The sequence below is a fragment of the Tenacibaculum sp. nBUS_03 genome (assembly GCF_051201695.1).
Lineage (GTDB): Bacteria > Bacteroidota > Bacteroidia > Flavobacteriales > Flavobacteriaceae > Polaribacter.
In genome coordinates, this window is record NZ_CP179214.1 from 367,819 (window position 1) to 393,284 (window position 25,466).

The window sequence follows — 25,466 nt, forward strand, 5'->3', positions numbered from 1 at the left end:
TTACTATAAAAATTAAAAAAGCAGACCAATAAGCTGGATTCTGTGCCTTAAAAAAGGTTCTTATCATTTATCTAGTTTTACAATTACTCGTAAAATCAATCTGCCTACCCCTTAGAATCGCGCGAGCAACGCTCAAGCTCTAATGTACATGACATTGCACCGCATAGAGTTTACCTGGTTTCACTACAGCATTACCTGTACATACTTTCTGTTGCACTTGTCCTCGGTTTACACCGGACGGTTGTTATCCGCTATGCTACTCTTTGGTGTCCAGACTTTCCTACTTATACTAAATATAAGTCGATAAGATAGGTCTGCTTAATTATTTTTATATTTTCTCGACTTTGTCCATAAAAAACCCACTCAAAACTGAGTGGGAAAATTGCTATGAAAAAGAAAAAGTGTCTAAAACGTCTTTTAGACTCTGCAAATATATATATTTATTATTAATCAACATAAAAAACTTTAAAAAAAAATTGAATTTTTAATTAAATTTTAAACATAAAAAAACCCACTCAAAATTGAGTGGGAAAATTGCTATGAAAAAGAAAAAGTGTATAGAACGTCTTCTATACACTTGCAAATATAATACTTTTATAAAATATATTCTAATAAAAAAAGTAATTAAATTAATTTTAGGAGAACATATCTTTTACTTTTTCAAAAAAAGATTTGTCATTCTTCTGTGGATTAGGACTAAAGTTCTCATCTGTTTGCATTTGCTCAAAAAACTTGCGCTGTTCTTTTGTTAATTCTTGAGGAGTCCAAACGTTTATATGAATTAAAAAATCACCATTACCATAACGTTCAATACTTGGTAAACCTTTACCTTTTAATCTTAGTATTTTACCAGATTGTGTACCTGGTTCAATTTTAATTTTTACTTTTCCTGTAACCGTTTCTATTTCTTTAGAAATACCTAATACAGCTTCAGAAAAGTTAACATATAAATCATAATGAATATTACTTCCTTCTCTTTTTAATGTATCATGCTGAATCTCTTCTATTAACACTAGTAAGTCACCAGAAATAGAGTTCTTACCTGGAGCCTCATTACCTTTCCCTCCTACTTTTAATTGAACGCCTTCGGTTACACCTTCGGGAATATTAATTGATACAGTTTCTTCTTTAACAACCATACCTTGTGCATCTGCTCCGGAAGGTTTCTTATCTAACATTTCACCAGCTCCATGACAAGTACTACAAGTAGTTGCTGTTTGCATTCTACCTAAAATAGTATTTGTTACACGCATTTGTTGTCCACTACCATTACATGTTGAACAAGTTTTATACGTAACTCCATCCGCTTGTACTTTTCTTCGTACTTTAACTTTTTTCTCTACACCATTAGCTATCTCTTCTAAAGTAAGTTTTACTCTTATGCGAAGGTTGCTACCTTTAACTCTAGCTTGGCGTTGACCTCCGCCTCCACCGAAGCCTCCAAATCCTCCACCAAATGCACCTCCAAAAATATCTCCAAACTGACTGAATATGTCATCCATATTCATTCCACTTCCGCCTCCAAAGCCACCTTGACCTCCTTCAAAAGCCGCGTGACCGTATTGGTCATAACGTGCTTTTTTATTATCATCACTAAGAATCTCATACGCCTCAGCACAAAGTTTAAACTTCTCTTCAGCTCCAGTGTCACCAGGATTTTTATCTGGATGGTACTTTATAGCCATCTTTCGGTATGCCTTTTTTATTTCAGACTGAGAAGCTGATTTTGATATACCTAATATTTCGTAATAATCTTGTTTTGCCATATTATTTCAATTGACTATTAACAATTAACAATAGCACTTGGTAATTGATAATCGAATTATTATTTGTTTATGCTTGTCCCATAACCACTTTTGGGTGACGGATAATTTTATCTCCTAATTTATAGCCCTTTTCTACGCAGTCTATAATTTTGCCTTTTAAATCTTCAGATGGAGCAGGTATTTGTGTAATTGCATCATGAATTTCAGAATCAAAATCATCTCCTGCTTTTACCTCTATTACCGATAAGCCTTTTTGAGTTAAAGTGTTTTTTAACTTATTATTAATAAGTTCCATCCCTTTAAACAGCTCAGAATCTTCACTTTTTTTAATTTCTACTAATCCTCTATCAAAATCATCCATTATTGGCAGTAAAGCTGTCATTACTTCCTGATTTGCTGTTTTGAATAACTCTATTCGTTCTTTAGAAGTTCTTTTTTTATAGTTTTCAAACTCAGCGAATAAACGTAAATATTTATCTTTTTCAATTTGAATTAACTGGTCAGCTGAGGGCTCCTCTTTAGCTTCATTTTCAACGCTTTCCTTTGATTCTTCTTGATTTTCTTCTAGCTCAGAATTATCAATAGCATCTTTTAATTCATCTTCTTTAGTATATTGATCTTTACTCATTGTAAATCTTTTCATTTATATTCTTAATTTAATTTAACAATAATACTGCCAATAAAAAAAAAATGTCATAATGACACTTTATACTTCTTGATTTATTAAAATTGTAAAAAGTTAAGTAGTAGAATAATTATGAAGAAAAATTAATTTTAACTTTATAAATTATTTAAGACTATAGTAACAATGAGTAAAATATAACTAATAAAAAACTTACCTAATAAAAAATCTATCAACTATTTTTAAAGATAAATACCTTAAGCTTAATTAATAACAAAACACTTTCAGAGAAAATTAAACTGTTACTATAAATAAGTAGACTATTGAACTAAAAAAGAGATTCAACATAAATATAATATGTAAAATCTCTTTTAAAATACTTTATTATAGAAATGAGCAAATTTTCAGTGCTACATCCTATTTAAATAAAAATCGTTTTTTCTTACTAATTTTAAAAAATTATATTTCTTTAAAAATAGCATGCATCAAACGCTTTTTATCGTTAATACTTTCCTCTAACGATATCATCGTTTCTGTTCTATTAACACCATGGATGTCATCAATTCTATAAATAATATCTTTCGCATCATTTGTGCTCTTTGCTCTAACCTTACAAAAAATATTATATTTTCCTGCTGTAACATAAGCGACAGTAACATTAGCTATTAACCTTAAGCTTTCTAAAACATGCTGTGTCATTGATGTTTTTTCTAAAAAAACACCTACATGGGCTATAAACGAATACCCCATTTTCTCATAATTCAATGTCAATGTAGATCCTTCTATTATACCTTCATCTTCCATTTTCTTTACTCTTACATGAATAGTACCCGCTGACACCAATAGCTTCTTTGCTATATCAGTAAAAGGTGTTCTCGCATTTTCTATTAAAATGTCTAAGATTTGATGATCTATTTCATCTAATACAAATTTCTTCATTTTTGTTTTATTTCAAGTAATACTGCTAAAATATGATTTTTTTTCAATTTTTACACACTTTCATTAGAAGAAAAACAAAGATTAATCATTTTTATTGAATTCTTTGTGGGATAAATATGATTTTAGATCTCCTTCTTTCTCCTTAATCAAAGTAAGTACAAATTTATTACTTTCTATCTTCTCAGCGTACTGATATGCTATATCTTTTTCATTATTTTTTGATCTATAAATAATATCGTAGAAGTTCTTGATATTGTTAGGTATAGAAAAATATTCTTCATAATTATTGAACACTTTATTTGTTGAAATATGAAAAAAACCTTGAATTAAAGCATAAAAATTGAATTTTCTTACTTCTTCTCTATCATAATCATCAGGGTAATGACCTGCTTCAATCAATATAGTGTTATGTCCTAATTTTTGAAAATTATCCCCAGTAGCAGTTGGATAAAACTCATCAGTATATCTTCCAACATGATTCGGTATTATTTTTTGCAATAAGTTATTCATCGCAATAATTACGTTCATTGTTTGAATCCTACCTTTGGTAATACTTCTAGATTCTTCTTCCGATGGTGCTAAAAACGAAATAGTTGCTGGATTTGAAGTCCCTTCAACGCCAAAAATAGTTCTTTGATCATGTAAATTAAAACAAAACTCAGGATTAACCTCTTCTAAAATTGACCTTAAAAGCTTACTCTCTTTGGCTATTAAATCAACAGCGTCTCTATTTAAATCAATATTATTTGCATTCACCCTTGTATATGCTTGAGCACCATCAGGGTTTAACATTGGAATAATATGAATTTCAGTATTCGTTAAAATAGATTTAACAATATCTTTTGATTGATTTTGTTTTATAAAATTTAAAAAATCAAAAACAGCTTTTGTTCCAGTGCTCTCATTCCCATGCATTTGACTCCACATGAAAACTTTTTTATTTCCTTTTCCTAATTTAAGCTTATAAATAGGAGTACCCTCTTCTGAAGTACCTATAATCTTTGATTCAATATAGTTGGGTAATTTTGAATATAGACTTTCAATATCTTTAAAAGTAATCCATCTGCCTTTAAGAGTATCTTCTTTTATACTTAGATACTCTTTTTCTAAGAAGTCAATGTCTAATATTTCCATCTCTTAAATTAAATAGCAAACCACTCAGAAACCAATTGTTTTTCTATTGATTCAACCGAATTATGTACATAGTCATTTTTAGCCAAACTATAATGGTAATCTTTTGACCATTCTTCTATATTTTCAGCTAATTCCTTTAAAGAAGTACAAATATAATTTACTTCTTCATTAGTTATTGTTGGATGAATTGATAATCGAATCCATCCTGGTTTATCTGTACTACAACCTTCTAAAATTTTATCTTTAATTTTATGTGATGTATTTTGATCTACATTCAATAAAAAGTGTCCGTAAGTACCTGCGCAAGAGCATCCTCCCCTCGTTTGTATTCCAAAATGATCATTCAATAATTTAACTACCAAATTAAAATGATATTTCTCGAAATAAAATGAAAAAATACTTAACCTATCTTTATGTTGAGGAGCTAGAATTCTTACTCCATCAATACTCTCTAAACAATCAAAAATAACAGGATTAATCTCATCCTCTCTTTTTTTAATGTTCTCAGTTCCCATTTTATTTTTTAATTGTATTGATAAAGCAATACGAATTGTTTGCAAAAAAGCAGGAGTACCGCCATCTTCTCTAGTTTCAACATCATCAATATAATCGTGCTCTCCCCAAGGGTTCGTGTATGTTACAGTACCACCACCTGGATTATCTGGAATCGTATTTTTATATAGTTTCTTATTAAATAACAATACACCTGAACTTCCTGGTTCACCCAAAAATTTATGTGGTGAAAAGAAAATAGCGTCCAAATCTTCATTTTCATTATCAGGATGCATATTAATATCTACATAAGGAGCAGAACAAGCAAAGTCAACAAAACACAATCCATTATATTTATGAATTAATGCAGCTATTTTATGGTAATCCGTTTTAATTCCTGTTACATTAGAACCTGCAATAACTGATGCTATTTTAATTGGCCTATCTATATATTTTTTTATCACCTCTTCAAACTTATCCAAACAAACTAATCCCGCATCATCACATGGAACTACTTCCACATCAGCAATTGTTTCATACCATGAAGTTTGATTAGAATGATGCTCCATATGACTAACAAAAACGATTGGTCGTTTCTCATCAGGTATTTGAGTATGCGCTTTTAAATTTTCAGAAACCTTTAAACCAAGAATTCGCTGAAATTTATTAACCACTCCTGTCATTCCTGATCCTTCAGTTATTAAAACATCATCTTTATTTGCATTTACATGATCTTTAATTATGTTTCTAGCTTTAGTGTATGCTAAAGTCATCGCTGCACCTGAAGTTGAAGTTTCTGTGTGAGTATTAGCCACAAAAGGTCCAAACTCATTTAATAACTTTTCTTCAATTGGTCTATACAATCTTCCACTAGCTGTCCAATCAGTATAAATAAGTTTCTTTTCACCATAAGGTGTATTAAACATTTGGTTTATACCAACTATGTTTTTTTTAAACTCTTCAAAGTACAGTTCTAAACTCATAACTAAATTCTAAATTTACCTCCTATTAAAATATTATTTTGAAAAAAGTAAAATCCTTGTGATGCAGTATCAGAAGCATTTACAGTTGTTCTTATATCTGGCATATATATATAGCCTCCTTTAATATCAGCTTGAATAAAAAAATGTTTAAAAAATGTAACATTTAATCCGACTCCTACTGATCCTCCATATCCTGAAAGATGAAATTCATCATACCTTTCATTGTTTAATAATGTTGTGTTTGTTCTTGGAACAAGCACACCAATACCAAGCCCCTCAGTTACATTAATTTGAAGGTTTTCAAGATTCAAACCAAACCACTTACTGATATCATCAAATCTATACAATTGTACATTTACATAATTTAAACCATCAGTATGTTCAAATCGTAAAAAATCACTCGCTAAGTTAATATCAGAATTATTATAAACCCCATCATATTTTGGGTTACCTACATTAATATTTCCATTAATTTTCACATCTTGGTTAGGTACCATTACATATTTCATATGATCTACTCCAATCGAAATAGTGTAATTCTCTTTAAAAAAATATCCTATTCTAAGATTTGTTTGAGGAATTGTTACTCTTCCAGGATGAAAATAATCTCTAAAAGAAAACTTAGTTTGCCTATCAGTAGCTTTAACATTTTGTAAAGTGAAATCATAATTATCCCCTTTAAAATGTATGTCCGAATCAGAATAACTAGCCCAGTTCCAACCCCAATAAACAAAAAACTTTCCTTTATTAATTATCTTTTTTGCCTTATCATCTTGAGCTTTTATTGATAAAGTAAAAAGGAATAATACTATTACTAAATATTTTTTATTCAAAACTTATGCTATTATTTCTTCAATTTCTTTAATAATTCTTACCGCTAATGTATCAGCTTTATCTTGAGATGTAGCTTCTGTGTATATGCGAATAATAGGTTCTGTATTAGATTTTCTTAAGTGTACCCATTCGTCTTCAAAATCTATTTTTACACCATCTATTTTATTAACTTCCTCATTTTTATATTTAGAGGCCATTTTTTCTAAAATATCATCTACATTAATCTGAGGGGTTAATTGTATTTTATTTTTACTCATAAAATAACTAGGGTAACTATCCCTTAATTCTTTACAGGACATTTTTTTATTGGCTAAATGAGATAAAAATAAAGCCACTCCAACTAAAGAATCACGTCCATAATGTGAATCCGGATAAATAATACCGCCGTTGCCTTCTCCACCAATAACAGTATCAGTTTCTTTCATTTTCTTTACTACATTTACCTCACCTACTGCACTTGCTGTATACGTTCCTCCATGTTTTTCAGTTACATCTCTTAAAGCTCTAGATGAAGATAAATTAGATACTGTATTTCCTCCATTATTTTTACCTAAAACATAGTCAGCACAAGCTACTAGAGTATATTCTTCACCAAACATTGAACCATCTTCAGATATTATAGCTAATCGATCGACGTCAGGATCTACAACAATTCCTAAGTTTGCTTTCTTTTTTACAACTAATTTAGATATATCAGTTAAATTTTCTTTTAAAGGTTCTGGATTATGAGGAAAATGCCCATTTGGTTCACAATACAACTCTACACATTTAACACCTAGCTCTTTCAAAAGCAGAGGTATAGCTATACCTCCAGTTGAGTTTACACCATCAACAACAGCTTTAAATTTAGCTTTTTTAATTGCTTTTTTGTCTACTAAATCAAGTTTTAAAACTTCTTTAATATGTTTTTTTATATAATTCTTTTTCTTTTTGTAAGTTCCTAAATCATCAACCTCTGCAAATTGTATACTATTGCTTTCTGCCAAAGCTAACACTTCAGCCCCATCAGTTCCATCAATAAACTCTCCCTTTTCATTTAATAATTTTAAAGCATTCCATTGTTTAGGATTATGCGATGCTGTTAAAATTATACCTCCATCGGCTTTTTCAATAGGAACTGCTATTTCAACAGTAGGTGTCGTAGATAAACCTAAATCTAATACATCTATCCCTAAACCTACTAAGGTGTTTGCTACTAAACTGGTTATCATTTTACCAGAAATACGAGCATCTCTTCCTATTACAATTTTTATTCTTTCTTTTTCTTGATTCTGTTTCTTTATAAAAGTACCATAAGCTGCAGCAAATTTTACCGCATCAATAGGCGTTAAATTATCACCTGTAGCTCCACCTATAGTACCTCTAATTCCTGAAATAGATTTAATTAAAGTCATATTGTTTTTTAATTTGATAACAAAGATAACGGTATTTCAGAAATTAAAGTGTACATAATGGCATCTTTAAGTGTAACAATTGTTACACTATACAGATACAAAAGATGCGTTAAATATTTAAAAAAAAAGATTAATTACTTACCTTATAGATGGCTTTTTGATGTACTTCTCCATTTTTAAATTCTTTATTTATAATATGATACCCGAAAGGGAGTGTTTCAATTAATTTAGGGTTTTGAATTTCTTTACTATCTAATTTTTTAATTATGTAATTATTATCTATTACATTACCAAAACTAACTATAGTTCCACCATTGTATGTTGAAGGCCTAGGAATATTACAATTATACGCTTCGGAATTAGAAATTTGTAATATTTTAATTGCTGTAAAATATGGATGCCCTTTAGGAATTTCATGAATAGAATAGCTTTTTTTTATAAAATTTGTTTTTTTACAATCTACAAATTGATAATCAAATCCTTTTTGAAACTTCATCTCTTTTATACTAACATTATTAGGATCTTGATATATTCCTTGAACATAAGTTCCTTGATAAGGTTCATATAAACTTTCTATAGAGTTTTCAGCTTTCTTATATATTATATTCCATTTATTTTGAATGGCTAGCATCATTCGCTTTCCTTGTCCAGCAGTAAACGTTGCATTTTCTAAAGATCTACAAGGCAATACATTTGAACTCATAAAATTACTTGCTGGAACTTGAGTGAAATCAATTCCACATTTATTTTTATTTTCACTTCCTATATACGTTGAACAATCTGAATCAATTTCTGAATTTACATAGGCTATTGAAGGTAAAGTATCATCTACATGATCATTTTGAGTAACCAAATTACAGTTAGAGTGATTCCAATTTCTGTAAGTATGTTCCAATGAAAAATTATGTCCAATTTCGTGCGGTAAAGTAGAGGTAAGTAAATACTCATCATCAATAACACTATTTAATCCTGGTTTATTTGACAAACCAGCAATTTTTCTAGTATCATATTTGCTATACCGTATTGTAGAAACAATATAAATATTAAAACTATTTTTTTGATATTTACCAATACTTTTAGAATATTCTACTAACTGGTTAAATGTTCTGTTTCCACCTATATACAATACAGACCTCCATGTACTATTAATTTGATCATATCCATTATATTTAAAGAAAATTTTGAATTGATTAAATGTTTTGTTCAAATTCGCTACTGCATCAAGTAAATCATTTTCACTAATAGGTACCGATCGATTTCCATTATTTTCATTTACAACATGAAAAAACACATTAAAAACTCGTATTTTATTTATAAGACTCGTATTCCGAAACCTAGTATTTCCAGTTTCGTCTAAGTTATCGTTTATTGTATTTTTAGAATCAGCACATTGAGCGGGTTGTATTTTATTCAGCTCCATATAATTCTCTACTTCACTTAACTTTAAAAGCTTTTTGTTTAATCTGTTCAACATATCTTTCTGAGCTGAACTTTGAGAACTAAATACCAATAATAATGCAATAGACATATTTCTAATTGTATTCATTGATGACAACATTTTTAGAATTAGGTTAGTTTTAAGGGGGGTACAAAAACACCTTTCTGTATCTGACAATGATGTAGTAGAAATTGTAATAGAAATAAAAAAAGTCAAATAAGAATTACTTAAAAAATAATTATAGCACACTAGCATTTTACTACAATTATTGATGAATCAAATTTAATTTGATTCAAAGGATCTTATAAATTTAACGATTTTTTTTAAATAAACAATACAAAAAAAGCCATTACATAATGTAATGGCTTCAAAAAAAATTTTATGCTAATCGGAAATTTATTTTCCTTCCATTTTTTTCTTTAATTCAGCTAATCCACCGATATCACCTAAAGTAGTTTTTTCGGTTTCTTGTGCTTTTTTAGCAGCAGCTTTAACATTCTTTTGTTCTTCTGCTCTAAAGATAGAAGTATGAGAAACAACTATTCTACGGTATTCTTTACTAAATTCAACTACTTGGAATTGAACAGTATCACCTTTAGCTAATTTACCACCGTCTTCTTTATCTAAAAAACGAGAAGGTGCAAATGCTTCTACTCCATCAGCAAAAGCTACAGTCGCTCCTTTGTCATTTTTATCTTTAATAGTACCTTCGTGAGTAGATCCAATTGAATATGTTGCCTCATGACCATCCCAAGGATTATCTTGAGTTTGTTTATGACCTAAGTTCAATTTACGGTTTTCAACATCTAATTCTAATACTTGAACTTCTAATTTATCACCAACAGTTACAAAGTCTGATGGATGTTTAATTTTCTTAGTCCAAGATAAATCAGATATATAAACTAATCCATCAATACCTTCTTCTAACTCTACAAACACACCAAAGTTAGTGTAGTTACGTACAGTACCTGAATGTTTAGAACCAACAGGATATTTAGTAGTAATATCAGTCCATGGATCTGGGTGTAATTGCTTCATACCTAGAGACATTTTACGCTCTTCGCGATCCAATGTTAAGATTTGAGCTTCCACTTCGTCACCAACAGTTACGAAATCTTGAGCAGAACGTAAATGAGTTGACCAAGACATTTCAGATACGTGAATTAATCCTTCAACACCATCTTCTACTTCAACAAATGCACCGTAATCAGCTAAAACTACTACTTTACCTTTTACAGTATCACCAACTTTTAATTCAGAGTTAAGTGCTTCCCATGGGTGAGCAGATAATTGCTTTAATCCTAATTGAATTCTTGACTTATTATCATCAAAGTCTAAAATTACAACATTTAATTTTTGATCTAACTCAACAACCTCATTTGGATGATTGATACGAGACCAAGATAAATCAGTAATATGAACTAATCCATCAACACCACCTAAGTCAACAAATACACCATAAGAAGTTACGTTTTTAACAACACCTTCTAATACTTGTCCTTTTTCTAATTGACCGATGATTTCACGTTTTTGATCTTCTAAATCAGCTTCGATTAACGCTTTATGAGAAACTACTACATTCTTAAATTCGTGGTTGATTTTAACAACTTTGAATTCCATAGTTTTTTCAACATATTGATCATAATCACGGATAGGCTTAACATCAATTTGTGAACCTGGTAAGAAAGCTTCAATACCAAATACATCAACAATCATACCTCCACGAGTTCTACATTTAACGAAACCGTTAACAATTTCTCCGGTTTCATGTGCATTATTAACACGATCCCAAGCTTTAATAACACGTGCTTTTTTATGAGATAATACTAATTGACCAGAAGAATCTTCTCTTTTATCAACTAATACTTCTACTGTATCCCCAACAGCTAAATTTGGATTGTAACGAAATTCATTTAATGAAATAACTCCTTCAGATTTAGAGTTAATATCAATAATTGCATCACGATCAGTAATACGAACAACTTTACCTTCAATAACATCACGTTCATTTACGAAACCTACTGTTCCTTCTAAAGCTTGTTCAAATTCTTTTAATTTAGATTCATCAACTTCATCAATACCTTCTTCGTATTTATGCCAATTAAATGTTGCTAAAAATTCTGCTGGATTAACTGCATCTGCAGTTGTTGTTTTTGTTTCTTCAGACATGTCTGAGAATATTTTTTGTATCTTTTTATTAATCAGGATATTATCAATATTAATTCAAAGAGATATTAAACTTATAAATATATTTTTCTAACCTTTCCAATCCTGTTCTTGTAAAAAGGCGTGCAAATTTACGTTTTTTTTTTAAGTAACCTAAACGGATATTACTTTAAGTTCCTAAAAAAGAGGTTATACTATATTTTTATGTGTTTATTAAGCTTATTTACTTTCAACTGTTTCATTCCAATAATAGCTATCAGGATAAATCCGATCTCCAAAAATAGCAGTTCCTACACGAATTATCGTAGCTCCTTTTTCAATTGCTATTTCTAAATCATTACTCATTCCCATTGATAATTCATTCATTTCAACATTTGGAATGTTTAGTGATTTCACCTCATTTTGAATTTTCTTTAAAAGTTGAAAACACTTTCTTATTTCATTAGATTTTGAACTTAACAAACCTATTGTCATTAATCCTTTAATGTGGATATTTTTAAGTGTGGCAATATTTTTTATTAACTCAATTGCTTCATTTGGAGCTACTCCAAATTTACTTTCTTCAAAAGAAGTATTTACCTGAATAAGTATATCAATTTCTTTATTTTCTATAGCTAATCGTTTCTGCAATTTTTGAGCAATTGACAGCCTATCAATAGATTCAATACAACTAACCCATTTAATTACTTCATTAATTTTATTACTTTGTAAATGCCCTATGAAATGAACTTCAGGATTCATTTTTTTAACTGAGTTACATTTTTGTTTGAGTTCTTGTACTTTATTCTCTCCTATCAGTGTTTCTCCTTGTTGTAAGGCAAAATTTATATAGTTAGGTGCTACTGTTTTTGTTGCCAACAATAAACGTACTTCATCTTTATTTCTATTAGCTATTTCACAAGCTTTTATCATTCTATTATGAATGATACTTAAATTGTTTTTAATATTATTCATCTTAATTTAAACTACTTTATGCTCTAGGCAATCTATTTGTAATTCATTGTTCTTTAAATCTTTTTCCATTAGATTGCAATAATGATTATTACCTTCTTTTTTATAGTGGAAGCATGTTAAACACATCCGTTGAGTAGAGATTACATTCCTTTGATTTAGTTGGTAAATTAACTGCATTAATTGCTTTAAAAAAACACCTTTTTCTATTTCAGATAAATAATCAATTGATTCATTTAAAGCACTTGTAAAAAGACTTGCTTTTTTAACAATCTCTTTTCCTGTTGGTGATAATTCAACCAGAAAACTTCTAGAATCTTTAGGATTTACCTTTTTAATAAGTAATTCTTTTTTGAGTAGAACCTTAATAGAATCACTAACTGTTGCTTTTGTTAAATCAAATTCAGTAGCAAGGAAACCAACCTTTAAATCTTCTTTTTTATGAGTATCACAAAAGATCAAGAGCTGTATTTGGATGGGACTTATTTTATATAACTTACTTTCTTCCCAAAGCAATACTCTAAATGCTTTAGAAATTCGCTCTAAACCTTGTGTTATCTTTTTATTAACTACTCCATCCTTCATACTATTAAACAGCTTTTAGTTCTTTTGCTTCTTCTTCCTCAATAATTCTATTTTTAATATTTCTAAAAGTAATATCTCTTGCTTCTGCATAAGAAATAGAGTAACTTCTCTCAAAATTTCTATATTTTTCAGGGAATTTTAATAAAAGAGAATCATAATAGATATCTAAATCATTTTTACTAGGTTTTTCAAACTTTAATCTTAGTTGAAAACGTCTTAACAAAGCTGTATCAATAATACTCGAATGATTTGTAGCAGCTATTAATAATGTTTCATTAGGTAATTGATCTATTTGTTGAATAAGAGTATTTACTATCCGCTTCATTTCTCCAGAATCTTTAGTCTCATAATCACGAGTTTTCCCTAGGTAATCAAATTCATCTAAAAAAAGCACTGAATTTTCTCGTGAAGCTTTCCTAAATATACTTGTGATATTTTTTGCTGTTTCACCTAGCTTTGAAGAAACAATTTCACCTAAATTTAAAATTAAAATTTCCTTCCCCAATTTGTGCGCTATTGCCTTAGCGGTAGTTGTTTTACCACAACCAGTATAACCAAACAAAAGAATCTTATTATCTACAGGCAATTCATATTCCCTAAAAGTATTTATGTATTTAAATTCTTTCAGTAATTGTTTTAATAAGTTCTTATTTTTTTCACTAAAATGAATATCTTTTAATTCAATTAAAGATGTGTCTCTTGACTTTAAAATTAAGTTGGGTAGTATAGCCATTTAGTCCTAAAATTTAATAATGCAAAGTTAGTAACCCTAATTAAAAAAAATCGTGTTTTTAATTATAATAACTAACAAGTTTCCAATCTGAATTTAGTGTACTATATAATATTGAATATTTTAGCTGCCTGTTTTTGACTTTTACTTCAACTATCAATATAGAATTGATTTATTCATTTTTTATATGTTCAACATAATCCTTTTTGCAAATATAGTAAGGATTACTTACTAATAAAAGTTTTCACAATAAATAATACACTATGAAGAGTAAAAAGTATAGATTAACAAACAATTAGTATGAATGAAGAGAAAATATTGTAGATAAAGAAAAAAGGGTACAAATTAAGGGGTTAAAATCCACCTAACTCCTTCACTTTTAATTTCACTACCGTACTTTAAATAATGATTCATATATATTTTTTCACCATTAATATCTTCCAATTCAACTTTAACATTAAAAAGTCCCCAGGTCCAAATCACTATTGAACAATTTGTATTATCAGATTTTCTTTGAATCGTTTTAACAGGGCTTCTAAATGTTTTGTGAAGTGTATAAGTAACTTTCTTTATAAAAGGTAAATCTTTCCCTTCAATATATATATATACTTTATATAGAGTTTTTCTATTTCTAGAAATATTCTTTTTGTAATGGGCAATTAAGTCATTATTTAATCCTTTTTGATTTGGACTAAATATCGAGTCCTTTACTTTTATATCATATATTTTTACTCTATTACTCATAACCTCTTAATTATCGTCAATTTCAGGAGCTTGTTGAATTTCTTCTTCTATTGAATTATTTTCAATAGTATCTAATTGAGTAATCTCATTTGTTGTCGTTATTCTAGATGAATTCGTTCTGGCTGCAGACTCTCCAAAATAATATCCTATAACTGTTCCTACTATACCTCCCATTGAAGCTATTACTAGTTGTAACGCCTTCATTTTATTATTAAAATCGGGAGTAGTTGCCATAGAATATACTATTAAACCAGCAAAGATTATTATAATAACTAGAGCTAAAAAATGTTTAAAATCATTTATTAAGTTAGCAAAAAACTGAGTTGTAACGTAAATTAAGTTACCATAATCTTTACTATTAGCTTCAGGTGTTTTGTATTTACCCCAGTTAAAAATTTTAGCAAGCCAGTTTATCATTATTAAACACGAAAACATAAGTATTATTAATATTACTATACCACTGGAATGTTTCGCTAAAAAGGTTAAGAAATTTTCCATTATTTTTCTTTTGTTTAATTATTTAAGCTTAAGTATGACTAATTTATTTAAAATGAATTGATAGTAAAATTACATTTTTTTTATTTCAACTTTAAATAGATTTGTAAAAATATCAAAAATAACTTGTGATTCTTTTTTACGAACTGAAATTGTGTATTCACAAGTTAACTCTAAATTTTGATTAATAATTTCAATACTACGTTCTTTTATAATACGTTGTACTTTATTCATCATATCATAGCCGAAAGTCAACTTATAATGTATGTCAATAGTTTTTTCAATAATCTCAGAGTCCTCAAAAGCTAACTGGGCTGAAGTTCTATAAGCATTAATTAACCCTCCCACTCCAAGCTTAGTTCCTCCAAAATAGCGAACAGAAACCATTAAAACATTTGTTAAATCAAATGCCTGAATTTGCCCATAGATAGGTTGTCCCGCTGAATTACTTGGTTCTCCGTCATCATTGGCTCTAAACCTTATTTTTTCGGTTCCTAATTGCCACGCATAACAAAAGTGACGCGCTGAATGATGTTGCTTTTTTAAACCTTCTAAAGCTTTTTTTATGTCAGTTTCATTAAAAACAGGAAAAGCATAACCAAAAAACTTACTATTTCTATCTTTAAATAAAGTTTCTTTGGAGGGCTTTGTTATTGTTTTATATGTATCTTTTATTTCACTCATTATGCTATGGTTACCAAAATAATTCCTAAAATAGCCAAAACTACTCCTATTTTATTTTTTTTACTAAAATTCTCTTTAAACAATAATAAGCCTACCAATGTGGAGGCTATAACAATCCCAACGTTATTTACTGTAAATAACGTAGAACTCTCAAAATTTTTATTTTGCAAAGCTTTTATTAAAAATACTATTGAATAATAATTAGGAATTCCTAATACAACACCAGCGACTATACTTTTCTTCTCTATTTTTTCTTTCGAAATTAATTGCTTTACCAATAATATTAGCATTCCAAAAAAAGCGGCAAAACCAAATAAACTTCCTGAGAAAAAGTCAACGTCATCAAGAGAAACAAAATTAGTTTCAACATATTTCAACGTGGTATCTATAATACCAGAGCCTAAAAACAATAAAACAGGGAACAATAAACCAGCATTTACTGTTGATTCTTTTTCTTTAATAGACGATAAATATACTGCTACTAATGCTATTAGTATTCCTATTACTTTTAAAACTGTTATACTTTCATCATATAAAATAACACCAAAAACAATAGGTACAACCACTGACATTTTTCCGGCAATAGAAGCAACCGAAACTCCATTATTTTGAGCAGTCATTGCCATTACAAAGAAAATTAAAACAAATAATAATCCTAATGAAACTGCTCCATAAAACCAAGATTGGTGAATTATTGTTGTTAATTCATTAAAAGTATTTGCTGAAAACATCCCTAATGTAAAAGCAACTAAATAGTTAACAACTATTGCTTGTAAAGTATTTACTTTATAAATATTAAAATACTTAAATATCACAAATAAAGATGTTGAAAACACTACACTTAATATCAAATATATCATCCTATAAAAACTCTTTTCTATTTAATAAATCAACTACATCTTCTGATTCCGGATTTATATTCCATACATGAATACCTATATTTTTGGCTATATCTGTATTTTCTTGTGTATCATCAATAAAAATTGTTTCTGACGCTAATAAATTATTTTCACCCAATACGAATTCATAAATATTCTCATTAGGTTTACGTAAATTAATTTCATGAGATAAATAAAATTGTTCAAAACAACTTTTAAAATCTTGATATAAATTATTACCCCAATCATTTTGAATCCAAGAAATATGTAATTCATTCGTATTACTTAATAAAAACAAGCGGTAATTATTAGTTTCATGTAGTTCTTTTAAAAATTCTAATCTATGTATTGGAAAATCTAATAAAATAGCATTCCAAGCATGAATCAAATCTTTTTTGGCTATTTTAAATTTACTATGAAAAAATCCAACAAATTCTTTTGTTGTAATTAAGCCCATCTCATACCTGTAATATACTTGCATCATCTCTTCAGTAACTTCTGTTACCCCTAATTTCCCTAATTCTTTGTATGTTGCTTGCTTATCTAGATTGATGAATACATCACCAAAATCAAAAATGATATTTTTAATCATTAATATAGGTTCTTAATATATCGTTATTTAATTTTTCTTCGGAAATCAATGTTCCTTTAAAATTTGGATTTCTTACTCCTTGTTTGAATTTATTTTCGCCGATAAAAATTTTAGCTTCGTCCCATAAATTAATATCAATAAATGTTTGTAGTGTTTGCTTTCCTCCCTCTACAATAATTGATTGTATTTGATGCTTATGTAATACTTCACAAATTTGTTTCGCTATATTAGTTGAAAAATCTATTGATTCTAAATCACAGTTAAATTGAGTGATTTTATTTACTAATCCTTTCTTTTTCACTTCTGAATCTGTTATTATTATTGTCTTAATAGATTCATTAAAAAAATTAGTTTCTAAGGGAATACTTAGATTTTTATCAATGATAACTCTAACGGGATTATTTCCTGACCAACTTCTTACATTTAATTTTGGATTATCAGCAATAACTGTGTTTGACCCCACTAAAATAGCATGCTCTTCACTCCGCCATTTATGGACTAACTGCTGCGAATACGAATTTGAAATCCATACAGGTCTTTGTTCATTTTTAGTTAACGGTGCTATAAAACCATCAAGAGTTTCAGCCCATTTTAAAATAATATAAGGGCGTTTTTTATTTTGAACTGTAAAAAAGCGTTTATGATGCTCAAAACATTCTTTTTCTAATACCCCTACAGTAACATTACACCTTGCTTTTTTTAATCGTTCTACTCCCTTACCTGCTACCAAACTATTAGTATCAATACATCCTATGACAACATTAGGGATTTTCATTTTTATTATTAAATCAACACAAGGTGGAGTTTTACCGTAATGAGAACATGGCTCTAAGGTTACATATATTGTAGCCTTTTTTAATAACTCTTTATTTTTTACTGAATTTACAGCATTCACTTCTGCATGACTACCACCATAGGGAGAAGTGAACCCTTCTCCTATTATCTGATTATTCAAGACAATAACTGCTCCTACAGATGGATTGGGTCTAGCTGTTCCTATTCCCTTTTTTGCCAATTGTAAACAACGGCTCATGTATTTTTTATGATTCATAAAAAACTAAAATTTTATTTCCTCAGTTTTATTAATTGGGTATACACTGGAAAAACCTAACACTTTATACCTTATATCACCTACAAAATTAACCTTTAAACTTTTATTTAATACTGAGTTCAGAATTCCTCCTAAAACCCCTCCTTTATTATTTTTAAATACTTTTTGAGAAGGAATAATAACTTCTAAAGGAATAGAAAACTCCTTATTTGCTGGTACTTTAAACTGCCCTGAAAATACTTCAGCCACTTCAATACCATTAATAATTACCTTTATCTTGTCTGTTGAAATTTTTCCTCCAATATCATTTTCATTTTTAAAAAATGCCATGGTTTTTAAACGAATAGTATCCATTTTAAAAGACACTATTTTAATATCATCTAATTTTAAAAAAATTGGTTTCTTATTAACAGAACAACTTGTTATAAATAGAAATAGTATTGAAAAATAGGTGAATCTTTTCATCATTTTTATATTTAATTTTAAGTAGTTTTGTAGGTACGAAAATACTACATTCCTATGATACCATCTGATTTTATTATAAGAGAAATTAAACTTGAAGATAATAAGCAAATTGCTACCGTTATTCGTGACGTTTTAATAGAGTTTGGTGTTCCTAAAGTTGGTACTGCTTATGAAGACAGGGCTACTGATGAAATGTATGAAACCTACCAAGAAGAAAAAGCTGGTTATTATGTCATTGAACACAATAATAAAATAGTTGGAGGCGCAGGTTTTTCAAAACTTGACAATTTTGAAGGTAATGTTTGTGAATTTCAAAAGATGTATTTTTTACCTATTGCTAGAGGAAAAGGTCTTGGAAGTAAACTCATTGAATTTTCTTTGAAAGAAGCAAAAAAGCAAGGCTATAAACACTGTTATTTAGAAACTATGCCCTATATGGATGCAGCAAGAGCTCTGTACAAAAAAAATGGTTTCATTAACCTAGACAAGCCTATGGGAAATACAGGTCATTTTTCTTGTAATGTTTGGATGATTAAAGAATTATAAAACTTAAGACTTTATTCAATGACTATCAAAGAATTTAAAAATAATTTCATCTATCAACTTTCTGAAGTATATCCTCAAAATGAAATAAACACCTTTTTCTTTTATCTAATCGAGGAATATTTAAATTTAAAACGTATAGATATTACCTTACAACCTGACCTTGAAATTTCTTCTGAAAAAGAACTTCTTTTAAACAAAGCTTTAGTTCGATTAAAAAAAGAAGAACCCATACAATATGTTCTGGGTAAAACAGAATTTTATGGGTTACCCTTTGAGGTAAATAAACATACCTTAATTCCACGTCCCGAGACGGAAGAGTTAGTTGATTGGATTATTTCTGAAGTAAAAAAGACAAGATCAAATGGTCATAATAAATTAGTTTCTATTATAGATATTGGTACCGGTTCAGGATGCATTCCCATCAGTTTAAAAGTAAATATTGATAATTCTTCAGTTTGTGCCGTTGATATTTCTCAAGAAGCTCTAAAAAAAGCTAAACAAAACGCAGATTTAAATAAATCTATTGTTGAATTTTTAAATTTAGATATTTTAAAAGCAAATTCTTTAAATATTTTTACAAAAAAGACAACATCGGTTGAAACCATAAAATTTGATATTATTGTTTCTAACCCTCCGTATGTAAGAAATTTAGAAAAAGTAAAAATAAAAAATAATGTTTTACAAAACGAACCTCATTTAGCCCTATTTGTTGAAGATGAAAATCCTTTAATTTTTTATACTAAAATAGCTGATTTAGCTAAAAATCATCTTTCCTCAGATGGGTTTCTTTTTTTTGAAATAAATCAATATCTAGGAAGTGAAACTGCAGGAATGCTTCATAAAAAAGGATTTAAAAACATTGAACTCCGCAAAGATCTGTTTGGAAATAATAGAATGATTAAAGCAAACTTATAGCTTTTACTTCTTTCATTACTTTTTCTAAACAACTTACTAACTCATAAATTTCTTCTTCATTATAGCTAGCAAAGCCTATACGCAACGAATTATGATTGTTCACACCAAGATCATATCGTTTCCAATCTCCAATTATTAAGTTATACTCCAAAGCCTTTTCTTCAACTAAACCCCAAGAATACTTTTTATTCAAAATAACCCAAATGGCCATCCCTCCTTTTGGAATATTAAACTCTAAATACTCAGAAAGCTTTTCATCTAGTAGCTTACAAAACAAATCTCTACGATATTTGTATATTTTCAAAACTTTTCTGATATGTCTATCTAAATCACCAGATTTGATAAAATCAGCGAAAGTAAGTTCTAACAAAGCGTCTCCTTGTCTATCTATATATCGTCTACAACTAGAAGCTTCATCAACAAATTCTTTGGATGCTATCAGATAACCTATCCTAAAAACTGGTGCTACTGTTTTACAAATAGATCCAATATATATCACATTTCCATGGATATCATGACTGGACAATGGTAAAATAGGTGCATGATTGTAATTAAAATCATAATCATAATCGTCCTCAATAATAGCAAACCGGAACTGTTTAGCTAAATTTAATAAATGAATTCTTCTTTCAGCAGATAAAGTTACTGTAGTAGGATGATGATGATGAGAAGTTACATATACAGCCTTAATCTGTTTTTTAATACATATATCCTCTAACTCGGCAACACACAAACCATCGCTATCAACTGGTATTCGAAGTAAAGTTGCTTGATGTTGTAGAAAGGTAGTGTCTGCTGACGAGTAATTTGTTGCTCCAACTACAATTATATCATCTTTTTTTAATAATAGCTGAGTACTCAGCCATATGCCCATTTGGCTACCCCTGGTTATTAATATATTATTTTTAGTAATTTGTAAACCTCTTGTTTCATTCAAATAAGCAACTAAGACTTCTCGTAATTTATCATTACCATATGTAGAACCATACGATAAATGATCAAAAATATCTTTCTTACCTGCTATTTTTCTATAAATTCTAGCCAATTCAACCGTGGGTGTAAGCCTACTGTCTGATATACCATCATTAAGGTACATCTTTTCTTTTCCTTTTTGATTTGTTTTAACACTTAATAACTCATTTTTATAAAAAGAAAAACCACTAACTAAATTTTTATTATTACTTGTTGACTTATCAAAAGCACGAAACTGTAACAATGGTAAATCTGACTTAACAAATGTTCCTTTTTTAGGTATTGACTCTACCCAACCTTGTAAATCAAGTTCTTCATAACAAGCAACAATAGTTTTTCTATGCACTTTTAATAAGTCGGCTAAAGTTCTAGTTCCTAATAATCTTGTATTTGCAGGTAATATTCCACTTTTTATAAATTCTATTAATTGATTAGCTAATTGTAAATAAATTGGTTGTTTACAATTTTTGTCTAATTTAATGCTAGTTTTATAAGGAAACATCTGGACTACTATTTATTTTAATTCTGGACTAATACGATAGTCCATAAATGTAATACTTTTGATTTAACAAAACAAACACATCATTTAAATAACACATTAAAGTAAAAGTATGACAACACAAGATTTACTAAAAACAGAATATGACGAATATTATTCAAGATATATAAGCAAGGTATCAAAAAGCACTAGTTTAATAAAAGGTTTTGAAAATGATAGAAACATGGTTGTTGACTTTTTCTCTTCAGTTCCAAATAATAAACTTGATTATCGTTACCAACCTGAAAAATGGACAATAAAAGAAGTACTCCAGCATATTATTGACACTGAACGAATTTTCCTGTACCGTTTTCTACGAATCAGCAGAAATGATAAAACGGCCTTAGCGGGTTTTGATCAAGATACATACATTGATCCATCTATGGCTAACAAAAAATCTTTAGAAGAATTGATTAATGAATTTAATAGTACTCGATTATACTCTATGAATTTAATTCAAAGTATTTCTTATGAAAATTTAAAAAACATAGGTATAGCTAGTAACTCAACTATATCAGCTAGAGCATGTGCTTTTATCTTATTAGGTCATAGTATATGGCATATTGAAGTAATCAAAGAAAGGTATTTATAATGTTAGAAATTAGACCTAATTGTGAGCATTGTAATAAAAATTTGCCCTATAATTCTGAAGAAGCGATGATATGCTCATTTGAATGTACCTATTGTAAAGAATGTGCTTTGGAGCTTTTTGAAAATGTATGCCCTAGTTGTAGTGGAAATTTTAATCAGCGTCCTATAAGACCTTCTTATCAGCTAAAAAAACACCCTGCATCAACAATTCGCATTTTTATTCCAAAAAACTACAATTTCACAAAACACAATACAAAAATTTATAAGAATATTCCAGCTATCAAGAGGTAATTCTTTATTCACAAAACAAAATTTAAAATTATGGTTACCATAAGAACAGCAACTACTAATGATGCTACAATTATTGCTTTATTGGGTAGAATTACTTATTCTGAATCTCATGGCAAATACATTGATAATAAAAAACATTTATTAAATTATAACAATGATGCTTTTTCCTTAAAAAAAATAAAAGAATCTTTAAGTATTCCTGATAACGTATTCTACCTAATATATGTTAACAAGTTACCTGTTGGTTATGCTAAATTGGTTTTGAATACAACTTTTAATAATAAAACACCTCAAAATTCATGTCGTCTAGAACGAATTTATATTCTTAATGATTTTCTTCCATTAAAAATTGGACAACAATTATATAATACTGTTATAAATAAAGCTATCTCATTAAATTTTGAATGCATTTGGCTTTCGGTCTACATAAAAAATAATAGAGCGATACAATTTTACAGAAAAAATAATTTTACAAAAATTGGAGTATTACAATTTAAAGTAAATAAAAAAGAATATGAAAATACAGTTTTTGTAACAAAACTAGAACGCATTAAAAAAAACTAAACCAAATGAAAGAATATACAAAATCAAAATTAAACAGAGTAAAAAGAGGAGCCAATAGAGCTATCTATGATATTGAAAAAATCAATACAATTTTAGATGCAGGTTTTTTATGTTATGTAGGATATATTTATGATGGTAAACCTATTACCATACCTATGGCTTATTGTAGAAAAGAAGATAAAATTTATATACATGGGTCTACAGCAAATAGAATGCTTTTGACTATCTTAGATAGTCAAAAAACATCAATAACCGTAATGCATTTAGATGGTTTGGTACTGGCACGTTCCGGACTTCATCATTCAGTAAACTACAGGTCGGTAACTCTTTTTGGAAGTTTAAAAAAAATTAAAAATGATGTTGATAAAACTGATATTCTAGGATGTATAGTTAATCAAATGATACCAAATCATTGGGATTCTTTAAGACCAATGTATCAAAAAGAATTAGACAGAACCTTAGTTATAGAAATGACAATTGAAACCGCTTCAGCTAAAGTCAGAGATACTGGTGTTGCAGATGAACCTGAAGATTATGAATTACCTGTATGGGCAGGAACTGTGCCTATAAAGCAAATTGTAGAATACCCTATTCCTGATAAAGGTAAACCTGAAAACATGGAAATCCCTAAACATATAATAGATTATTATGAAGCGAACAAGTAGCTTTTTTCTTTAAAAAACGATATTTTAGCTTCTGACTTTTTAACTATCATAAAAATGAAGAAGCTTTTTAAATTTATAGGAATTATTATATTGTTTTTTATTATGGCTATTGGTGTGTTTTATTTTATAAATAACGAACCACTTCCAAAAGGAAAGGAAGGAAAAGAAGCTGATGCTTTAGCTATAAAAGTAATTAATTCATTAGATCATGAAGCGTTTAAAAATACTGAAGTACTAGAATGGAGCTTTAGAGAGAAACATTTTTATAAGTGGATAAAAAGAGAGGGATTTATAATTATTAAATGGGAGAACAATATCGTACACTTATTTCCTAATCAACCGGAAAAAAACTTATTATTTAATAAAGAAAATAAAAAGATTGAAAATCCAGATCCAAAAATATTTCACCAAGCTCAAAGCTTTTTTAATAATGATTCATTTTGGTTAGTTGCTCCTTATAAAATTTTTGATGCTGGCACAAAAAGGAGTATTGTAAAGCACAATAATAAAGATGCTCTTCTAATCACATACACTTCTGGCGGTTCAACTCCTGGAGATTCTTATTTATGGATACTAGATGATAAGTACCGCCCTGTATCTTATAAAATGTGGACAAGTATTATTCCTATTGGAGGTGTCTCGGCAACTTGGTCTGATTGGATAAAAACTGAATCCGGAATACAACTACCTTCAAAACATAAACTTTCTTTATTTGGTATTGAATTAAATATGGGAGAGGTTAAAGCATACAACCACCAAGCCAACTTATTAGCTAAAAAAATATTAAAAGCTATAAAACATGATGCTTATAAAAAAACTAAATTTTTAGAGTGGAGCTTTGCTGGAAAAAGACATTATAAATGGAATAAAGAAAAACATAATATTTCTGTAAATTGGGATACTATACGAGTAGATTTATACCCAAATAATTTAAATAAAAGTTCTGTATTTCATAATGAAATTTTACAGAAAAAACCATATGATAAAATTATTAAAAAGGCAAATGATCTTTTTAATAATGATAGTTTTTGGTTAATTGCTCCTCATAAGTTATTTGAAAATGGAATTATTAGAACCATTAAAAGAGTAAATAACAAAGATGCTTTATTAGTAAAATATACAACTGGAGGAACAACACCTGGTGATTCTTATCTTTGGTTTTTAGACTCTAATTATGTTCCAAAAAGTTATAAAATGTATGTTCCTAGTATGAAAATGAATGGAGTTAATGCTACTTGGGACAATTGGATAACAACTAATAGTGGAACTTTACTGCCCACAAGTCATAGTTTCGGAAACGAAAAAACCTTAAGTATGGGAGATGTAAAAGGCACTAATTAAATACAATTTATTATTTAAAATAACTATCAACCGTTTTTATTCAATGTTAGTTTATTGAAATTTTTATATTAATGATATCAAGTAAGTTTCAGTATCTTTG

General features: G+C 28.7%; 27 protein-coding genes and 1 other RNA gene. 7 read left to right on the plus strand and 21 right to left on the minus strand.

Features of this window, described 5'->3' with window-relative positions; genetic code table 11:
• Positions 1 to 13 precede the first annotated feature (13 nt).
• The 20 genes from rnpB to ACMFBB_RS01720 all read right to left on the minus strand — a co-directional run bounded on the left by rnpB (position 14) and on the right by ACMFBB_RS01720 (position 18,946).
• Positions 14 to 321, minus strand: an RNA gene (gene rnpB, locus ACMFBB_RS01625) — RNase P RNA component class A.
• 314 nt (positions 322 to 635) lie between these two features.
• Positions 636 to 1,766, minus strand: a complete 1,131-nt coding sequence (gene dnaJ / locus ACMFBB_RS01630; RefSeq protein WP_435262730.1) for a molecular chaperone DnaJ — start codon at positions 1,764 to 1,766, stop codon at positions 636 to 638.
• A 67-nt stretch (positions 1,767 to 1,833) separates the two neighbouring features.
• On the minus strand, positions 1,834 to 2,394 hold the full coding sequence (locus ACMFBB_RS01635; protein ID WP_435262731.1) for a nucleotide exchange factor GrpE: 561 nt from the start codon (positions 2,392 to 2,394) through the stop codon (positions 1,834 to 1,836).
• 453 nt (positions 2,395 to 2,847) lie between these two features.
• The gene (locus tag ACMFBB_RS01640; RefSeq protein ID WP_435262732.1) at positions 2,848 to 3,327 is read right to left on the minus strand and encodes an Lrp/AsnC family transcriptional regulator; all 480 of its coding nucleotides are present in this window, start codon (positions 3,325 to 3,327) and stop codon (positions 2,848 to 2,850) included.
• Positions 3,328 to 3,408: 81 nt separating this feature from the next.
• On the minus strand, positions 3,409 to 4,461 hold the full coding sequence (locus tag ACMFBB_RS01645; protein WP_435262733.1) for a M14 family zinc carboxypeptidase: 1,053 nt from the start codon (positions 4,459 to 4,461) through the stop codon (positions 3,409 to 3,411).
• An 8-nt stretch (positions 4,462 to 4,469) separates the two neighbouring features.
• The gene (locus ACMFBB_RS01650; protein ID WP_435262734.1) at positions 4,470 to 5,936 is read right to left on the minus strand and encodes an aminotransferase class V-fold PLP-dependent enzyme; all 1,467 of its coding nucleotides are present in this window, start codon (positions 5,934 to 5,936) and stop codon (positions 4,470 to 4,472) included.
• 2 nt (positions 5,937 to 5,938) lie between these two features.
• Positions 5,939 to 6,769: a hypothetical protein gene (locus tag ACMFBB_RS01655; protein ID WP_435262735.1), complete on the minus strand. Its 831-nt coding sequence runs from the start codon at positions 6,767 to 6,769 to the stop codon at positions 5,939 to 5,941.
• A gap of 3 nt (positions 6,770 to 6,772) precedes the next feature.
• Positions 6,773 to 8,164, minus strand: a complete 1,392-nt coding sequence (gene glmM / locus ACMFBB_RS01660) for a phosphoglucosamine mutase (protein WP_435262736.1) — start codon at positions 8,162 to 8,164, stop codon at positions 6,773 to 6,775.
• Between the two features lie 130 nt (positions 8,165 to 8,294).
• Positions 8,295 to 9,710, minus strand: coding sequence for a hypothetical protein (locus ACMFBB_RS01665; RefSeq protein ID WP_435262737.1), 1,416 nt, complete (start codon positions 9,708 to 9,710; stop codon positions 8,295 to 8,297).
• A 288-nt stretch (positions 9,711 to 9,998) separates the two neighbouring features.
• Positions 9,999 to 11,771, minus strand: a complete 1,773-nt coding sequence (gene rpsA / locus ACMFBB_RS01670; protein ID WP_435262738.1) for a 30S ribosomal protein S1 — start codon at positions 11,769 to 11,771, stop codon at positions 9,999 to 10,001.
• 216 nt (positions 11,772 to 11,987) lie between these two features.
• Positions 11,988 to 12,722, minus strand: a complete 735-nt coding sequence (locus ACMFBB_RS01675) for a YggS family pyridoxal phosphate-dependent enzyme (RefSeq protein WP_435262739.1) — start codon at positions 12,720 to 12,722, stop codon at positions 11,988 to 11,990.
• Between the two features lie 6 nt (positions 12,723 to 12,728).
• Positions 12,729 to 13,304, minus strand: a complete 576-nt coding sequence (locus ACMFBB_RS01680) for a MarR family transcriptional regulator (protein WP_435262740.1) — start codon at positions 13,302 to 13,304, stop codon at positions 12,729 to 12,731.
• Between the two features lie 4 nt (positions 13,305 to 13,308).
• Positions 13,309 to 14,037, minus strand: coding sequence for an AAA family ATPase (locus tag ACMFBB_RS01685; protein WP_435262741.1), 729 nt, complete (start codon positions 14,035 to 14,037; stop codon positions 13,309 to 13,311).
• Positions 14,038 to 14,379: 342 nt separating this feature from the next.
• Positions 14,380 to 14,778, minus strand: coding sequence for a pYEATS domain-containing protein (locus ACMFBB_RS01690; RefSeq protein ID WP_435262742.1), 399 nt, complete (start codon positions 14,776 to 14,778; stop codon positions 14,380 to 14,382).
• Between the two features lie 6 nt (positions 14,779 to 14,784).
• Positions 14,785 to 15,195 carry a hypothetical protein gene (locus tag ACMFBB_RS01695; RefSeq protein WP_435262743.1) on the minus strand — a complete coding sequence of 137 codons (411 nt, stop codon included), beginning with the start codon at positions 15,193 to 15,195 and terminating at the stop codon, positions 14,785 to 14,787.
• Positions 15,196 to 15,345: 150 nt separating this feature from the next.
• Positions 15,346 to 15,957 carry an IMPACT family protein gene (locus ACMFBB_RS01700; RefSeq protein WP_435262744.1) on the minus strand — a complete coding sequence of 204 codons (612 nt, stop codon included), beginning with the start codon at positions 15,955 to 15,957 and terminating at the stop codon, positions 15,346 to 15,348.
• Positions 15,957 to 16,817, minus strand: a complete 861-nt coding sequence (locus ACMFBB_RS01705) for an EamA/RhaT family transporter (protein WP_435262745.1) — start codon at positions 16,815 to 16,817, stop codon at positions 15,957 to 15,959. The genes ACMFBB_RS01700 and ACMFBB_RS01705 overlap by 1 nt, the downstream gene beginning before the upstream one ends.
• 1 nt (position 16,818) lies before the next feature.
• Positions 16,819 to 17,427 carry an HAD-IA family hydrolase gene (locus ACMFBB_RS01710; protein ID WP_435262746.1) on the minus strand — a complete coding sequence of 203 codons (609 nt, stop codon included), beginning with the start codon at positions 17,425 to 17,427 and terminating at the stop codon, positions 16,819 to 16,821.
• Positions 17,420 to 18,478: a bifunctional diaminohydroxyphosphoribosylaminopyrimidine deaminase/5-amino-6-(5-phosphoribosylamino)uracil reductase RibD gene (ribD, locus tag ACMFBB_RS01715; RefSeq protein ID WP_435262747.1), complete on the minus strand. Its 1,059-nt coding sequence runs from the start codon at positions 18,476 to 18,478 to the stop codon at positions 17,420 to 17,422. Before ribD ends, ACMFBB_RS01710 begins: the two co-directional genes overlap by 8 nt.
• Before the next feature lie 6 nt (positions 18,479 to 18,484).
• Positions 18,485 to 18,946, minus strand: coding sequence for a hypothetical protein (locus ACMFBB_RS01720; protein ID WP_435262748.1), 462 nt, complete (start codon positions 18,944 to 18,946; stop codon positions 18,485 to 18,487).
• A gap of 51 nt (positions 18,947 to 18,997) precedes the next feature.
• Between ACMFBB_RS01720 and ACMFBB_RS01725 the strand changes: the two genes are divergently transcribed.
• Positions 18,998 to 19,489: a GNAT family N-acetyltransferase gene (locus ACMFBB_RS01725; RefSeq protein ID WP_435262749.1), complete on the plus strand. Its 492-nt coding sequence runs from the start codon at positions 18,998 to 19,000 to the stop codon at positions 19,487 to 19,489.
• 18 nt (positions 19,490 to 19,507) lie between these two features.
• Positions 19,508 to 20,404, plus strand: coding sequence for a peptide chain release factor N(5)-glutamine methyltransferase (gene prmC / locus ACMFBB_RS01730; protein ID WP_435262750.1), 897 nt, complete (start codon positions 19,508 to 19,510; stop codon positions 20,402 to 20,404).
• Here the strand turns inward: prmC and ACMFBB_RS01735 are convergent.
• Positions 20,388 to 21,878 (minus strand): PLP-dependent aminotransferase family protein, encoded by a 1,491-nt coding sequence (locus ACMFBB_RS01735; RefSeq protein ID WP_435262751.1) that lies wholly within the window; start codon positions 21,876 to 21,878, stop codon positions 20,388 to 20,390. The genes prmC and ACMFBB_RS01735 overlap by 17 nt on opposite strands.
• Before the next feature lie 109 nt (positions 21,879 to 21,987).
• Between ACMFBB_RS01735 and ACMFBB_RS01740 the strand changes: the two genes are divergently transcribed.
• Genes ACMFBB_RS01740 through ACMFBB_RS01760 form a run of 5 tightly spaced genes read left to right on the plus strand, consistent with a single transcriptional unit; the run spans position 21,988 to position 25,366 of the window.
• Positions 21,988 to 22,506, plus strand: a complete 519-nt coding sequence (locus ACMFBB_RS01740) for a DinB family protein (protein WP_435262752.1) — start codon at positions 21,988 to 21,990, stop codon at positions 22,504 to 22,506.
• Positions 22,506 to 22,796: a DUF1272 domain-containing protein gene (locus tag ACMFBB_RS01745; protein ID WP_435262753.1), complete on the plus strand. Its 291-nt coding sequence runs from the start codon at positions 22,506 to 22,508 to the stop codon at positions 22,794 to 22,796. The genes ACMFBB_RS01740 and ACMFBB_RS01745 overlap by 1 nt, the downstream gene beginning before the upstream one ends.
• Before the next feature lie 30 nt (positions 22,797 to 22,826).
• Positions 22,827 to 23,360: a GNAT family N-acetyltransferase gene (locus ACMFBB_RS01750; RefSeq protein WP_435262754.1), complete on the plus strand. Its 534-nt coding sequence runs from the start codon at positions 22,827 to 22,829 to the stop codon at positions 23,358 to 23,360.
• A gap of 5 nt (positions 23,361 to 23,365) precedes the next feature.
• The gene (locus ACMFBB_RS01755) at positions 23,366 to 24,025 is read left to right on the plus strand and encodes a pyridoxamine 5'-phosphate oxidase family protein (protein WP_435262755.1); all 660 of its coding nucleotides are present in this window, start codon (positions 23,366 to 23,368) and stop codon (positions 24,023 to 24,025) included.
• Between the two features lie 54 nt (positions 24,026 to 24,079).
• Positions 24,080 to 25,366, plus strand: coding sequence for a hypothetical protein (locus ACMFBB_RS01760; RefSeq protein ID WP_435262756.1), 1,287 nt, complete (start codon positions 24,080 to 24,082; stop codon positions 25,364 to 25,366).
• Positions 25,367 to 25,466: the final 100 nt, after the last annotated feature.

Bases quoted from the DNA above. Each gene is read 5' to 3' on its own strand.
- ACMFBB_RS01685 (WP_435262741.1), bottom strand. From the start codon at position 14,037: ATGGCTATACTACCCAACTTAATTTTAAAGTCAAGAGACACATCTTTA.
- ACMFBB_RS01690 (WP_435262742.1), bottom strand. From the start codon at position 14,778: ATGAGTAATAGAGTAAAAATATATGATATAAAAGTAAAGGACTCGATA.
- ACMFBB_RS01695 (WP_435262743.1), bottom strand. From the start codon at position 15,195: ATGATAAACTGGCTTGCTAAAATTTTTAACTGGGGTAAATACAAAACA.
- ACMFBB_RS01650 (WP_435262734.1), bottom strand. From the start codon at position 5,936: ATGAGTTTAGAACTGTACTTTGAAGAGTTTAAAAAAAACATAGTTGGT.
- ACMFBB_RS01680 (WP_435262740.1), bottom strand. From the start codon at position 13,304: ATGAAGGATGGAGTAGTTAATAAAAAGATAACACAAGGTTTAGAGCGA.
- ACMFBB_RS01740 (WP_435262752.1), top strand. From the start codon at position 21,988: ATGACAACACAAGATTTACTAAAAACAGAATATGACGAATATTATTCA.
- glmM (WP_435262736.1), bottom strand. From the start codon at position 8,164: ATGACTTTAATTAAATCTATTTCAGGAATTAGAGGTACTATAGGTGGA.
- dnaJ (WP_435262730.1), bottom strand. From the start codon at position 1,766: ATGGCAAAACAAGATTATTACGAAATATTAGGTATATCAAAATCAGCT.
- prmC (WP_435262750.1), top strand. From the start codon at position 19,508: ATGACTATCAAAGAATTTAAAAATAATTTCATCTATCAACTTTCTGAA.
- ACMFBB_RS01665 (WP_435262737.1), bottom strand. From the start codon at position 9,710: ATGAATACAATTAGAAATATGTCTATTGCATTATTATTGGTATTTAGT.
- ribD (WP_435262747.1), bottom strand. From the start codon at position 18,478: ATGAATCATAAAAAATACATGAGCCGTTGTTTACAATTGGCAAAAAAG.
- ACMFBB_RS01720 (WP_435262748.1), bottom strand. From the start codon at position 18,946: ATGATGAAAAGATTCACCTATTTTTCAATACTATTTCTATTTATAACA.
- ACMFBB_RS01640 (WP_435262732.1), bottom strand. From the start codon at position 3,327: ATGAAGAAATTTGTATTAGATGAAATAGATCATCAAATCTTAGACATT.
- ACMFBB_RS01755 (WP_435262755.1), top strand. From the start codon at position 23,366: ATGAAAGAATATACAAAATCAAAATTAAACAGAGTAAAAAGAGGAGCC.
- ACMFBB_RS01675 (WP_435262739.1), bottom strand. From the start codon at position 12,722: ATGAATAATATTAAAAACAATTTAAGTATCATTCATAATAGAATGATA.
- ACMFBB_RS01725 (WP_435262749.1), top strand. From the start codon at position 18,998: ATGATACCATCTGATTTTATTATAAGAGAAATTAAACTTGAAGATAAT.
- ACMFBB_RS01760 (WP_435262756.1), top strand. From the start codon at position 24,080: ATGAAGAAGCTTTTTAAATTTATAGGAATTATTATATTGTTTTTTATT.
- rpsA (WP_435262738.1), bottom strand. From the start codon at position 11,771: ATGTCTGAAGAAACAAAAACAACAACTGCAGATGCAGTTAATCCAGCA.
- ACMFBB_RS01700 (WP_435262744.1), bottom strand. From the start codon at position 15,957: ATGAGTGAAATAAAAGATACATATAAAACAATAACAAAGCCCTCCAAA.
- ACMFBB_RS01635 (WP_435262731.1), bottom strand. From the start codon at position 2,394: ATGAGTAAAGATCAATATACTAAAGAAGATGAATTAAAAGATGCTATT.
- ACMFBB_RS01735 (WP_435262751.1), bottom strand. From the start codon at position 21,878: ATGTTTCCTTATAAAACTAGCATTAAATTAGACAAAAATTGTAAACAA.
- ACMFBB_RS01645 (WP_435262733.1), bottom strand. From the start codon at position 4,461: ATGGAAATATTAGACATTGACTTCTTAGAAAAAGAGTATCTAAGTATA.
- ACMFBB_RS01705 (WP_435262745.1), bottom strand. From the start codon at position 16,817: ATGATATATTTGATATTAAGTGTAGTGTTTTCAACATCTTTATTTGTG.
- ACMFBB_RS01750 (WP_435262754.1), top strand. From the start codon at position 22,827: ATGGTTACCATAAGAACAGCAACTACTAATGATGCTACAATTATTGCT.
- ACMFBB_RS01710 (WP_435262746.1), bottom strand. From the start codon at position 17,427: ATGATTAAAAATATCATTTTTGATTTTGGTGATGTATTCATCAATCTA.
- ACMFBB_RS01745 (WP_435262753.1), top strand. From the start codon at position 22,506: ATGTTAGAAATTAGACCTAATTGTGAGCATTGTAATAAAAATTTGCCC.